This is a genomic window from Xanthobacter sp. DMC47 (genome assembly GCF_056313845.1).
This window is the reverse complement of the sequence record NZ_JBQUZM010000004.1, coordinates 683,106-694,935: the sequence shown is the minus strand read 5'-3', so window position 1 is coordinate 694,935 and position 11,830 is coordinate 683,106. Positions and strand designations below refer to the sequence as shown.

Annotated in this window: 12 protein-coding genes and 1 other RNA gene; 7 read left to right on the top strand and 6 right to left on the bottom strand. The window is 68.7% G+C overall.

The genetic code is table 11. The features are described 5' to 3' along the window. Nucleotides 1–58: 58 nt before the first annotated feature. Nucleotides 59–499: a MerR family transcriptional regulator gene (locus ACT54R_RS14995; protein ID WP_476327550.1), complete on the top strand. Its 441-nt coding sequence runs from the start codon at nucleotides 59–61 to the stop codon at nucleotides 497–499. A 92-nt stretch (nucleotides 500–591) separates the two neighbouring features. Here ACT54R_RS14995 and ACT54R_RS14990 read toward each other — a convergent pair whose 3' ends face one another. The 6 genes from ACT54R_RS14990 to ACT54R_RS14965 all read right to left on the bottom strand — a co-directional run bounded on the left by ACT54R_RS14990 (nucleotide 592) and on the right by ACT54R_RS14965 (nucleotide 3,922). Continuing rightward, nucleotides 592–1,338: a YebC/PmpR family DNA-binding transcriptional regulator gene (locus tag ACT54R_RS14990; protein ID WP_168457010.1), complete on the bottom strand. Its 747-nt coding sequence runs from the start codon at nucleotides 1,336–1,338 to the stop codon at nucleotides 592–594. Nucleotides 1,339–1,511: 173 nt separating this feature from the next. After that, nucleotides 1,512–2,333 (bottom strand): TIGR00282 family metallophosphoesterase, encoded by an 822-nt coding sequence (locus ACT54R_RS14985; RefSeq protein ID WP_476327548.1) that lies wholly within the window; start codon nucleotides 2,331–2,333, stop codon nucleotides 1,512–1,514. Nucleotides 2,334–2,375: 42 nt separating this feature from the next. Beyond that, nucleotides 2,376–2,987 (bottom strand): 5-formyltetrahydrofolate cyclo-ligase, encoded by a 612-nt coding sequence (locus tag ACT54R_RS14980; RefSeq protein ID WP_476327546.1) that lies wholly within the window; start codon nucleotides 2,985–2,987, stop codon nucleotides 2,376–2,378. Nucleotides 2,988–3,019: 32 nt separating this feature from the next. Further along, a non-coding RNA gene (gene ssrS / locus ACT54R_RS14975) (6S RNA) lies at nucleotides 3,020–3,174 on the bottom strand. 54 nt (nucleotides 3,175–3,228) lie between these two features. Continuing rightward, nucleotides 3,229–3,612: a cell division protein ZapA gene (locus tag ACT54R_RS14970; protein ID WP_024279734.1), complete on the bottom strand. Its 384-nt coding sequence runs from the start codon at nucleotides 3,610–3,612 to the stop codon at nucleotides 3,229–3,231. Between the two features lie 4 nt (nucleotides 3,613–3,616). Continuing rightward, a complete protein-coding gene (locus tag ACT54R_RS14965; RefSeq protein ID WP_476327544.1) occupies nucleotides 3,617–3,922 on the bottom strand; it encodes a DUF4164 domain-containing protein in 306 nt (101 codons plus the stop codon). 375 nt (nucleotides 3,923–4,297) lie between these two features. Between ACT54R_RS14965 and tkt the strand changes: the two genes are divergently transcribed. From tkt to ACT54R_RS14935, 6 genes are all read left to right on the top strand, one after another. Beyond that, a complete protein-coding gene (gene tkt / locus ACT54R_RS14960; protein WP_476327542.1) occupies nucleotides 4,298–6,304 on the top strand; it encodes a transketolase in 2,007 nt (668 codons plus the stop codon). A 105-nt stretch (nucleotides 6,305–6,409) separates the two neighbouring features. Beyond that, entirely contained in the window at nucleotides 6,410–7,417 is a 1,008-nt protein-coding gene (gene gap / locus ACT54R_RS14955) for a type I glyceraldehyde-3-phosphate dehydrogenase (protein WP_476327540.1), read from the top strand. A gap of 21 nt (nucleotides 7,418–7,438) precedes the next feature. Then, the gene (locus ACT54R_RS14950) at nucleotides 7,439–8,632 is read left to right on the top strand and encodes a phosphoglycerate kinase (RefSeq protein ID WP_476327538.1); all 1,194 of its coding nucleotides are present in this window, start codon (nucleotides 7,439–7,441) and stop codon (nucleotides 8,630–8,632) included. Nucleotides 8,633–8,854: 222 nt separating this feature from the next. Further along, a complete protein-coding gene (locus ACT54R_RS14945) occupies nucleotides 8,855–9,877 on the top strand; it encodes a class I fructose-bisphosphate aldolase (RefSeq protein WP_476327536.1) in 1,023 nt (340 codons plus the stop codon). Nucleotides 9,878–10,004: 127 nt separating this feature from the next. After that, nucleotides 10,005–10,637, top strand: a complete 633-nt coding sequence (locus ACT54R_RS14940; RefSeq protein WP_476327534.1) for a thiamine phosphate synthase — start codon at nucleotides 10,005–10,007, stop codon at nucleotides 10,635–10,637. 92 nt (nucleotides 10,638–10,729) lie between these two features. Further along, on the top strand, nucleotides 10,730–11,764 hold the full coding sequence (locus ACT54R_RS14935; protein ID WP_476327532.1) for a tetratricopeptide repeat protein: 1,035 nt from the start codon (nucleotides 10,730–10,732) through the stop codon (nucleotides 11,762–11,764). Nucleotides 11,765–11,830 lie beyond the last annotated feature (66 nt).

Genomic DNA, 11,830 nt, shown 5'->3' with positions numbered 1-11,830 from the left:
GCCGCCACAGGTCATCCGTCCGCGTCATGGACAGGATCGCGATAAGGGGAATAGAGGCATGGACGCCAACACGTTCGAGAAGTCGTTCGACCAGGGGCTAGGCTCCGTCATCCCGCCGCAGGCTCCTGTGGCTGGCGAGAGCTACCGTGAGGGCGTGGTCTTCACCATCGGCGACCTTTCCCGCGAATTCGGGATCACCCTGCGCGCGCTGCGCTTCTATGAGGACAAGGGCCTCATCTCGCCCCGTCGCGACGGTATGACCCGGCTTTATTCCGAGGCCGATCGCAAGCGTCTGGCGGTGATCCTGAAGGGCAAGCACCTCGGCTTCACCCTGGCGGAAATCCGGGCGCTGGTCGCGGCCCACGAGGGTGGCGAGAGCGAGCTGTCCCTGTCGCGCGATCGCTGCCTGTCGCAGATCGCCCAGCTTGAGCGTCAGCGCGGCGAGATCGACACCGCCATCGCCGAGCTGAAATCCATGGCCACGGCGTTCGCCGCCTGAGGCCGAAGAGAGGCGGTGAGGCCGCCTCTCGCGAAACCTGAATGCGAGCCGCCCGGCCGAGCCGGGCGCTCACTTCGGGTATTGTCTCCGAATCAGGCGCTCAGCTTCGCCAGCAAGGCGTCGGACAGCTCGAAATTGGCGGTGACGGTCTGGACGTCGTCATTGTCCTCAAGGGTTTCGACGAGGCGCATGAGCTTTTCGCCGGTCTCGTCATCCACCGCGACGGTGTTCTGCGGCCGCCAGATCAGCGCCGCCTTGTTCGGCTCGCCGAACTTCTGCTCCAGCGCCCGCTGCACCTCGGCCAAATTGTCTGCCGCGCAGATCACCTCATGACCCTCCTCGCTGGAGGTCACGTCGTCAGCGCCGGCCTCGATGGCCGCTTCCATCATGGTATCGGCGTCCGCCTTGCTGGCGGCGTACTCGATCCGCCCCACCCGGTCGAACATGAAGGACACCGCGCCGGTCTCGGCGAGGTTTCCGCCCGACTTGGTGAAGTAGGACCGCACTTCCGAGGCGGTGCGGTTGCGGTTGTCGGTCAGCGCCTCGACGATCACCGCGACGCCGCCCGGGCCGTAGCCCTCGTAGCGAATCTCGTCGTAATTCTCGGTGTCCGCCCCGGCCGCCTTCTTGATGGCCCGGTCGATATTGTCCTTGGGCATGTTTTCCGCGCGGGCCGCGAGAATGGCGGCGCGCAGGCGCGCGTTCATGTTGGGATCCGGCAGGCCCATCTTGGCCGAGACCGTGATTTCGCGCGCCAGCTTGGAGAACAGCTTGGAGCGCATCGCGTCCTGCCGCCCCTTGCGGTGCATGATGTTCTTGAATTGTGAATGCCCGGCCATGGCCGCCACCGTCCCGTTGTGCGGACCCGTCCCGCGCCCCGCGCAAGCGGCGCCGCCCGGACCGATCCTGTTGACTGGAGCCGGCCTTATAGGCGGGCCGAAGGGAAAAGGGCAAGGAAGCGGGTGCAGCATGGCGCGACCGCGCTTTCCCTGCCGCAAGGGCAGGGAGGGCGTCAGTCCCAGAAGGTCGGACGCGACGGCTCCAGCCCGGCGCCGAGGCGCACGGCCGCGACCTTCACCGCAAGGCCCGTCCGGTCGTCCGTCTCCACCGCGACGCCGGACAGCGCCGCGGGGCCCGACGCCGGCTCGAACCGGCCGGAGGCGAGCTTGCGGGTGAAGCGGCGCAGCGGCTCCTCCTTGTCCATGCCGATCACGCCGTCATAGGCGCCGCACATGCCTGCATCCGTCATGTAGGCGGTGCCGCCGGAGAGGATACGGTAATCGGCGGTGGGCACATGGGTGTGAGTGCCGACCACGAGGGAGGCGCGGCCGTCGCAGAAATGGCCGATGGCCTGCTTCTCGCTGGTGGTCTCGGCGTGAACGTCCACCACGATGGCATCCACCATCTCGCCCAGGGTGGCACCGTCCAGCGCCCGGTCGAGGCCGGCGAAGGGGTCGTCCAGCGGGTCCATGAAGATGCGGCCCATGACGTTCACCACCAGCACCCGCGCGCCGTTGCGCGCTTCCACCAGCGCCGCGCCGCGGCCGGGCGTGCCGGGCGGATAGTTCAGCGGCCGCACCAGGGCCGGGGCCCGCTCGATGAACACAAGGGCCTCGCGCTGGTCGAAGGCGTGGTTGCCGAGGGTGATGGCGTCGGCGCCGGCAGTGCGCAGGTCGTCATAGATCGCCTCGGTGATGCCGAAGCCGCCGGCGGCGTTCTCGCCGTTCACCACAACAAGGTCGAGAGACCATTGGGCGACGAGGCCCGGCAGGTGGGACGCGACGCAGTCACGGCCCGAGCGGCCGACCACATCGCCAAGAAACAGAATGCGCATGAACTCTTCCGGCGGGCAGAGACGAGGGGCAGCGGGCAGGCGTCAGGGTCGTGCCATCAGGCTGCAAGCTTCCATCTCCGTTATCATCATGTCCACCGGCTCGTCATGGGGCTCGACCGGAACCGCGTCCACCTGCTGGCACGCAAAGGCATATCCCAGCGCCCGCACGGGACGCCGGGCGCGCAGCAGCGCAAGCGTGCGATCATAGAAGCCGGCACCGTATCCGATCCGGTAGCCGCGCCGGTCGAACGCGGCGAGCGGCACCATCAGAACGTCGGGCACCACCTCCTCGGCATGAAGGGGCGGCTCGGGAATGCGGAAGGCCCCAGCCGGCACCAGTTCATCGCCGGCGTGCCACAGCCGGAACAGCAGCGGCCGGTTGCGACCGAGAATGACGGGCAGGGCGAGGCGCGCGCCTCGGGCGCGCAGCGCCTCGGCGAGCGGGGCGGTGTCGATTTCGTCGCGGAAGGCGCAGAAGAGAGAGACGGTCAGGCCGTCCACGGTGCCGAGCGCGGCAATGGCGTGCTGTGCCGCGCGATCGGAGGCCGCCCTGCGGGCGTCCTCGCCCATGGCCGCGCGCCGTCCGAGGGCCAGGAGGCGCAGGCGCTTCTTCTCGGCGGCCAGACTTTCGCCGGCCGCATCTTCAGAGGCCATGTCGTTTGAAGCGTATCGATGACAGGAAGACGTGCGGAGCCACAAAAGCCGTCGGAGGTCGATCCCGGGAAACCTACAACGTAGGTGGGCGCCATATGTCCAAGCCCGGAGGCGAGGTCAGGGACAGCTCCCTTAAGGATCGATAAGGCCCCGGGGAAATGTCTCCTAACGAGCCCCGCAGCCCCGCAATGCCAATGTAGGGACGAAAGGTGCGGTGCGCCAGCCCCTTCGACCTGTGGCTTCAGCCCATCCCCACCGTTCCGCGTTCCTTCGGGGCGAGTTCCGCAACGAGGCGCTCGATGCGTTCGGCCACGGCGTCGATGGTGCGGGCCACTTCCTCCTCGCTGGCTTCGATGCGGGCCATGGCGGAGGCGCGGGCGTCACGCTGGCTTTCGATATCGCTTTCCAGAGCCCGGATGCGGCCGCGCGCCGAGGCCAGCTCGTCCGCGATGGTGATGGCGGCCATGACGACCAGGCGCTGGTCGCCGATCTCGCCGAAAGCGCCGCGCAATTGCGTGATGCGGTCATCGATGTCCCGGGCGAGGCGGATGAGGTGCTCCTCCTGCCCCTCGTCACAGGCCATCCTGTATTGCCGGCCCGCGATGGTGACGGAGACGTGCGGCATCGCCTCAGCCGCCGTGGGTCGCGAGCACGTCGCGAATGGTGCTCATGGCCACGTCGAGGCGGCGGATGATCTCGCGCCCCGCCTCTTCCACTTCGCCGGCCTCCGCCTGGGCCACGTCCAGCTCGGCAGCGAGGCGGGCGCGGTCGTTGCCGAGGGCGTGAAGCTGGGCCAGCAGCGCCTCCTGGTGGCGATCGGCCTCGCGCCGGCGATCGATGGCATCGGTCAGCGCGTCGAGCGCGGCATGGAGGCGCCGCGTCGCCCCCTCGATGGGGGCGTCCTGCAGCGGCGGGCGTTGCTTCAGCGCGTACATGGGCAGACTTTAGCCGAGTCGGACGGGCGGCGGAACGCCGCTCTTTCCAGTCTGTCAACATGAATGCGGCGCCATGAGGAGGCAACCCGCAACCGAGGCGCGAGCGTGATGTTGCGGTGCACCGTGTTCAAAGCGCGATCTTGCGTCGCCGCGACGATGCAGCGCGGCCGGCGGTGCCATGCCCGCCTTGACGCGGCGGGATGGGGCAGGTTTGACAGCGCGGTGAGCCTTGGTACAAGGCGGCTCAAATGCCGGACGCTGCGTCCGGGCGGGCCGTGCCAGCTTCGCCGACGGACCCGATCGCCGGGCCCGTGAACCCCTGAGTGCCTCTAGCCGGCCGGCTGCCGAGAGCGCCGGCACCGGAGATACGGGAATATGTCCAGCCGCACGAGCGACAGCATCACGAGTCATGACCGCTTGGCCAACGCCATCCGGTTTCTCGCGATCGATGCCGTCGAGGCCGCCAACAGCGGCCATCCGGGCCTGCCCATGGGTGCGGCGGACATCGCCACCGTGCTGTTCACGAAGGTTCTGAAGTACGATCCCTCGCGTCCGTTCTGGCCGGATCGTGACCGCTTCGTCCTCTCCGCCGGCCACGGCTCCATGCTGCTTTACTCGGTGCTGCACCTCGCCGGCTACGAGAAGGTGACCATCGACGAGATCAAGCGTTTCCGGCAGCTCGGCTCGCTGACGCCCGGCCACCCCGAGAATTTCGTCACCGAGGGCATCGAGACCACCACCGGCCCGCTGGGGCAGGGCATCGCCACCGCCGTCGGCATGGCCATGGCTGAGCGCCTGCTCGCCGCCCGTTTCGGTTCGGATGTGGTGGACCACTACACCTACGTTCTCGCCTCCGACGGCGACCTGATGGAGGGCATCAGCCAGGAGGCGGCGGACCTTGCCGGCCACCTGAAGCTGTCCAAGCTCATCGTCATGTGGGACGACAACAAGATCTCCATCGACGGCCCCACCTCCATCTCCGGTTCCACCAACCAGCTCGCGCGCTTCGCCGCCTCCGGCTGGGCGACGGCGGCCGTGGACGGGCATGATCCCGAGGCCATCCTCGCCGCGATCGAGGCCGCGAAGGCGTCCGACCGGCCGACCCTGATCTCCTGCCGCACCACCATCGGCTTCGGCTCGCCCAAGAAGGCCGGCTCCGAGAAGGTCCACGGCTCGCCGCTGGGCGCCGAGGAAATCGCCGCCACCCGCGCCGCCCTCGGTTGGGAAGCGCCGGCCTTCGTGGTGCCCGAGGATGCGCTCAACGGCTGGCGCGCCGCCGGCGCCGCCGGCCGTGTCGCCCGCGAGGCGTGGGAAGCCCGCTTCGCCGCCCGTCCGGCCGAGGAGCGCACCGAATTCGAGCGCCGTGTCGCCGGCACGCTGCCCGCGGCGCTGGAAGGCGCCATCGTCGCCGTCAAGGAGAAGGCGGTGAAGGACGGCGGCGCGATCGCCACCCGCAAATCGTCCGAACTGGTGCTCGACTTCATCACCCCGGCGGTGCCCGAGATGGTGGGCGGCTCGGCCGACCTCACCGGCTCGAACAACACCAAGGCCAAGGGCGCCAAGTCCGTGACGCCGGACGACTTCTCCGGTTCCTTCATCCATTACGGCGTGCGCGAGCACGGCATGGCCGCCGCCATGAACGGCATGGCGCTGCACAAGGGGCTCATCCCCTTCTCCGGCGGGTTCATGGTGTTCTCGGACTATTGCCGCCCCGCCATCCGCCTTGCGGCGCTGATGGGGGAGCGGGTGATCCACGTGCTTACCCACGATTCCATCGGCCTCGGCGAGGACGGCCCCACCCATCAGCCGGTGGAACACCTCGCCGCGCTCCGCGCCATTCCCAACCTTCTCGTGATGCGCCCCTGCGACACGGTGGAGACGGCGGAATGCTGGCAGATTGCGCTACAGTCCACCGACAGGCCCTCGGCGCTCATCCTGTCGCGCCAGAACCTGCCACTCCTGCGCACCGACGCCACGGCCGAAAACCGGTCGGCGGAAGGCGCCTACGAAATCCTCGCTGCGTCCGGGCCGGCGCAGGCGAGCCTGTTCGCCACCGGCTCGGAAGTGTCCTTGGCGGTTGAAGCCGCCAAGCTGTTGGAGGCGCAGGGTGTACCCACCCGCGTCGTCTCCATACCCTCGTTCGAACTGTTCCTCGAAAGGCCCGCCGCAGAGCGGGCAAAGGTGATCGGGGACGCTCCGGCCAAGGTCGCGGTGGAAGCCGCGATCCGCATGGGGTGGGACGCCATCGTCGGTTCGGATGCCGCCTTCGTGGGAATGACATCGTTCGGCGCCAGCGCGCCCGCAAAGGAGCTTTACGCCCATTTCGGCATTACTGCCCAGCAGGTCGCGGCGCGCGCGCTCGACCAGCTCCGGCAGGCCTGAGGTTCGGCGCACGGCGGGCGCGAGAGGACCGCGCCGCGGGTGAACCGCGAGCGCGCATCGCAATTCAGGGAGGCCGGGCTTCAAGCCGGCTCAGGAGGACCCAACATGAGCGTCAAGGTGGCCATCAACGGTTTCGGTCGCATCGGTCGCAATGTGCTGCGCGCCATCATCGAATCGGGCCGCACCGACATCGAGGTGGTGGCGATCAACGACCTCGGCCCGGTGGAGACGAACGCCCACCTCTTCCGCTTCGACAGCGTACACGGCCGCTTCCCCGGCGAGGTCAAGGTCGCCGGAGATACCATCGACGTGGGCCGCGGCCCCATCAAGGTCACTGCAGTGCGCAACCCCGCCGAGCTGCCCCACAAGGAGCTGGGCGTGGACATCGCGCTGGAATGCACCGGCATCTTCACGGCGCGTGACAAGGCTGCGGCGCATCTCGCCGCCGGCGCCAAGCGCGTGCTGGTCTCCGCCCCGGCCGACGGTGCGGACCTGACCGTGGTCTATGGTGTGAACCACGAGAAGCTCTCGAGCGAGCACCTCGTCGTCTCCAACGCCTCCTGCACCACCAACTGCCTCGCCCCCGTGGCCAAGGTCCTCAACGATGCCGTCGGCATCGAGAAGGGCTTCATGACCACCATTCACTCCTACACCGGCGACCAGCCCACGCTGGACACCATGCACAAGGACCTCTACCGCGCCCGCGCGGCGGCCATGTCCATGATCCCCACCTCCACCGGCGCCGCCAAGGCGGTGGGCCTGGTGCTGCCGGAGCTGAATGGCAAGCTGGACGGCACGTCCATCCGCGTGCCCACGCCCAACGTCTCCGTGATCGACCTGAAGTTCGTCGCCAAGCGCGCGACCACCAAGGAAGAGATCAACGAGGCGATCATCGCCGCGGCGGCGCAGGAGCTGAAGGGCATCCTCGGCTTCACCGACCAGCCCAACGTCTCCATCGACTTCAACCACAATCCCAACTCCTCCACCTTCCACCTCGACCAGACCAAGGTCATGGAAGGCACGCTGGTGCGGGTGCTGTCGTGGTACGACAACGAGTGGGGCTTCTCGAACCGCATGAGCGACACGGCCGTCGCCATGGGCAAGCTGGGCTGACCGGGAAAAGGGGGCGCCATCATGATCGCCTTCCGCACCCTCGATGACGCCGCGGACCTCGCCGACAAGCGGGTCCTCGTCCGTGTCGACCTCAACGTTCCCATGGAGAGCGGGCGCGTCACCGACGCGACCCGTCTCAAGGCCATCCTGCCCACCATTCGGGACATCACCGGCAAGGGCGGCAAGGCCGTCCTGCTGGCGCACTTCGGGCGGCCCAAGGGCCGCGACGAAAGCCAGTCCCTCGCCCCGGTCGCCAAGGCCCTCGAGGGTGAACTCGGCCGCAAGGTCGCGTTCGCCTCCGACTGCGTCGGCGACGAGGCGAAGAGCGCGGTCTCCCGCCTCGCCTCCGGCGAGGTGATCGTGCTGGAGAACACCCGCTTCCATGCGGGCGAGGAGAAGAACGCGCCGGACTTCATCGACGCTCTCGCGAGCCTCGGCGACGTCTATGTCAACGATGCCTTCTCCACCGCCCACCGCGCGCACGCCTCCACCGAGGGGCTGGCGCGCAAGCTGCCGGCCTATGCCGGCCGCTCCATGGAGAGCGAGATCGAGGCGCTGACGAAGGCCCTCGAGGCGCCCAAGCGCCCCGTGCTCGCCGTGGTTGGAGGCTCCAAGGTCTCCAGCAAGCTCGAGCTGCTCGGTAACCTCGTGAAGAAGGTGGACATCCTCGTCATCGGCGGCGGCATGGCTAACACCTTCCTCGCCGCTCTCGGCAAGAAGGTTGGCAAGTCGCTGTGCGAGCACGATCTCGCCGATACCGCCCGGGACATCCTGAAGAAGGCCGAGGCGGCCGGATGCGAGATCGTCCTGCCGGTGGACGCGGTGGTCGCCACCGAGTTCAAGGCCAATGCCGCGCACCGCGTCGCCAGCGTCGATGACGTGAAGGACGACGAGATGATGCTGGATGCCGGGCCGGAGACGGTCGGCATCGTCAAGCAGAAGCTCGACGGGGCGAAGACGGTGGTCTGGAACGGGCCGTTCGGCGCGTTCGAGCTGAACCCGTTCGATGCGGCGACGGTGGCCGTGGCCCGCTTTGTCGGCGACCTCACCCACAAGGGGCGGTTGCTCTCGGTCGCGGGCGGCGGCGACACGGTGGCCGCGCTCAACCACGCGGGGACGGCGGAGCGCTTCTCCTACGTCTCCACCGCCGGCGGTGCCTTCCTCGAGTGGCTCGAGGGCAAGGCGCTTCCGGGCGTGGAGGCCCTGCGGCGCTGATGTTGCGCTGCGGGATAAAATGACGAGAATTGCGCCCGCCCGGCCCTCCGCGGCGGGCGCTTTTCAGGTAGGGCACCGGTCGGGAACCCGGTGCCGGCTCCAGGACTTGCAGGCGCGCAGAGAAGCGCCACGGTTCGGGGCGTTCCAAACGATCAATCTGCCGGAGTGCCACGCTCCGGCGTCCATGCCCGCCGAGGGGCGGCAACAAGGCAGGTGAAGAACATGACGGCGGAGCTCGACGCGATCGCGCAGAAAATGGTGGCCGACGGCAAGGGCATTCTCGCGGCAGACGAGAGCGGCGGAACCATCAAGAAGCGGTTCGACGCCATCGGGGTCGAATCCACCGAGGAGAACCGTCGCGACTACCGCGAGCTGATGTTCCGCTCGCAGGGCATGGACTTCATCTCCGGCGTCATCCTCTATGACGAGACCATCCGCCAGAAGGCGAAAGACGGCACCCCGCTCGTCTCCGTCATCGAGAAGGCCGGCGCCATCCCCGGCATCAAGGTCGACGCCGGCGCCAAGCCGCAGCCCTTCTGCCCGGGCGAGACCATCACCGAGGGCCTCGACGGCCTCGCCGGCCGTCTCAAGGAATATTACGACCTCGGCGCCCGCTTCGCGAAGTGGCGCGCGGTGATCGACATCGACACCACCAAGCACATTCCGTCCTACACCTCGCTCCGCGCCAACGCCCACGCGCTCGCTCGCTATGCGGCGCTGTGCCAGGAAGCGAAGATCGTCCCGATCGTCGAGCCGGAAGTGCTCATGGATGGCGCGCACGACATCGACACCTGCTACCGCGTCACTGAATGGGCGCTGAAGACGGTGTTCGAGGAGCTGTACTACCAGCGCGTCCGCCTGGAAGGCATGGTGCTCAAGCCCAACATGATCGTGCCCGGCAAGAAGAGCCCGGTGCAGGCCTCGGTCGCCGAGGTCGCGGAAAAGACCGTGCGCGTGCTGAAGTCCTGCGTGCCCACCGCCGTGCCCGGCATCGCCTTCCTCTCCGGCGGCCAGTCCGACGAGGATGCCACCGCCCATCTCGATGCCATGGTGAAGCTCGGCGGTCTGCCGTGGAAGCTCACCTATTCCTACGGCCGCGCCCTTCAGGCCGCGCCGCAGAAGGCATGGGCCGGCAAGCCGGAGAACGTCGCCAAGGCGCAGGCCGCCTTCGCCCACCGCGCGCAGATGAACTCCCTCGCAGCGCTCGGCAAGTGGTCGGCCGAGGAAGAGCGCAAGGCCGCCTGAGCATCGGGCACATCACGTTCAGAGAGGGCCGGCTTGCGCCGGCCCTTTTCTTATGGTCTGGCGAAAGCTGGCGACAATCCGCGTCCGTGCCCCCAATTCGCCGATTTCTTGGCAGACCGATCAGACCATGGCCAATCCTCCGCCCGCCCCCGGCGCCCGCCTCATGCTCGTCTTCACCGTCACGCCCGCGCTCGACCCGCGCACGGTGGAGGCGGCGGTGCGCGCGGGCGATATCGCCTGCGTGGTACTGCGCGTGTCTCGGGGGGAGACGGTCGATGCGGCGCGCCTTGCCGAGATCGCCGGCGCGGCCCAGCGGCACGACGCGGCCGTTCTTCTGGAGGGGCCGGAGGGCTTCGTCGCCTCCGCGGGGCTGGATGGCGTGCATGTGGCGGGCGGACCGGCCCTCGACGCGACGCTGCGGCTGCTCAAGCCCGCTGCCATCGTCGGAGCCGGAGGGCTGGTGACGCGCCACGAAGCCATGGTGGCCGGCGAAAGCGGCGCGGATTACGTGGCTTTCGGCGCTCTGGCGCCCGAGCCGGGCGAGTTCTTCCGCGTGCTCGATCTGGTGGGATGGTGGGCTGAACTGTTCGAAGTGCCCTGTGTCGGTGTTGCGTCGACCCTCGACGAGGTGACGGCGCTCGCCGAGGCCGGCGCGGACTTCATCGCCCTGGCCGAGTCGTTGCTGGCCTCTGGCGGCGGAGCGGCGAAGGCCGTCGCGGCCGCGCAGGCTAATCTTGCTGCGGGCGACGACGCGCAATGAGGTCGCCAGTCCGCGCATCCCGGCGCAGGCCGGGGCTTGTCGTCCCAGGCCGTGCGGTCCTGCTCGCGGTTGCGCTGGCGGCTGCGCCTTCCGTGGCGCATGCGCAGGCTCAGCCGCAGTCGGGCGCGACGCCCAAGCCGGCCGCGAAGCCCGCCAAGCCTGCCGACAAGGCTGGCAACAAGCCCGCAGCCAAGCCGGACCCCAACGCCGCCCAGCGTCCGCGCGAGCCGGCGCCCATGCCGCTGCTGGGTCCGCAGATCAGCTATCCCAGCCTGGACACCCCCGGCGGCACAGGGGATATCGCCTACGGGGCCTACCAGCGCGGCTACTACATCACCGCCTTCAACGAGGCGCTCAAGCGCGCCCGCGCCGGCGACGATCCGGCGGCCATGACGCTGCTCGGCGAGCTGTATTCGGATGGCCTCGGTGTCCCGCTCGACCCCAAGAAGGCCGTCGAGTGGTATCGCAAGGCCGCGGATGCCGGCTCGGTCGGAGCGCTGTTTGCGCTCGGCAACATGACCCTCGCCGGTCGCGGCGTTCCCATGGATGAGCCAGCAGCGGCGCAATTGTTCCGGCGGGCGGCAGAGAAGGGCAGCGCGGGCGCCGCCTACAATCTCGGCCTGCTGTATCTCCAGGGGCGGAAGATCCCCAAGGAGCCCTCCGAGGCCGCGCGCTGGTTCGAGGTCGCCGCCGCCAAGGACGTGGAAGATGCGCAGTATGCCCTTGGGGTGCTGCTGAAGGAGGGCAACGGTGTCGACAAGGACATCGCCGCCTCCGCCCGCATGATCGGCGCTGCCGCCCGGCTTGGTCACATCACGGCGCAGGTGGAATTCGCCATCATGCAGTTCAACGGCAACGGCGTGCCCAAGGACGAGGCCGCCGCCGCCGCATTGTTCCGCAAAGCGGCGCTGGCCGGCAACGCCATCGCCCAGAACCGCTATGCGCGGCTTCTCGCGGTCGGTCGTGGGGTGCCGCAGGACAAGGTGCAGGCGGCTGTCTGGCACCTGGTCGCGAAGAGCCGCGGCCTCGGCGATCCCATGCTTGACGAGGTGGTGGCCAAGTTGCCCGAGGCGGATCGCAAGAAGGCGCAGACGCAGGCGGCGCGCTGGGAATCGGGGCGCGCCTGAAACAGCGTGTCGGGGGCGCGACGCGCGCGCCTTGGCCTCAGGTCGTGTTGTGGCCCTTTTGCCACG

What these genes read in the sequence shown, in the direction of transcription:
- ACT54R_RS14985 (WP_476327548.1), bottom strand. Translation starts at nt 2,333, where the DNA reads ATGCGCATTCTGTTTCTTGGCGATGTGGTCGGCCGCTCGGGCCGTGAC.
- ACT54R_RS14950 (WP_476327538.1), top strand. Translation starts at nt 7,439, where the DNA reads ATGATCGCCTTCCGCACCCTCGATGACGCCGCGGACCTCGCCGACAAG.
- ACT54R_RS14990 (WP_168457010.1), bottom strand. Translation starts at nt 1,338, where the DNA reads ATGGCCGGGCATTCACAATTCAAGAACATCATGCACCGCAAGGGGCGG.
- ACT54R_RS14945 (WP_476327536.1), top strand. Translation starts at nt 8,855, where the DNA reads ATGACGGCGGAGCTCGACGCGATCGCGCAGAAAATGGTGGCCGACGGC.
- ACT54R_RS14965 (WP_476327544.1), bottom strand. Translation starts at nt 3,922, where the DNA reads ATGTACGCGCTGAAGCAACGCCCGCCGCTGCAGGACGCCCCCATCGAG.
- ACT54R_RS14980 (WP_476327546.1), bottom strand. Translation starts at nt 2,987, where the DNA reads ATGGCCTCTGAAGATGCGGCCGGCGAAAGTCTGGCCGCCGAGAAGAAG.
- gap (WP_476327540.1), top strand. Translation starts at nt 6,410, where the DNA reads ATGAGCGTCAAGGTGGCCATCAACGGTTTCGGTCGCATCGGTCGCAAT.
- ACT54R_RS14970 (WP_024279734.1), bottom strand. Translation starts at nt 3,612, where the DNA reads ATGCCGCACGTCTCCGTCACCATCGCGGGCCGGCAATACAGGATGGCC.
- ACT54R_RS14995 (WP_476327550.1), top strand. Translation starts at nt 59, where the DNA reads ATGGACGCCAACACGTTCGAGAAGTCGTTCGACCAGGGGCTAGGCTCC.
- ACT54R_RS14940 (WP_476327534.1), top strand. Translation starts at nt 10,005, where the DNA reads ATGGCCAATCCTCCGCCCGCCCCCGGCGCCCGCCTCATGCTCGTCTTC.
- tkt (WP_476327542.1), top strand. Translation starts at nt 4,298, where the DNA reads ATGTCCAGCCGCACGAGCGACAGCATCACGAGTCATGACCGCTTGGCC.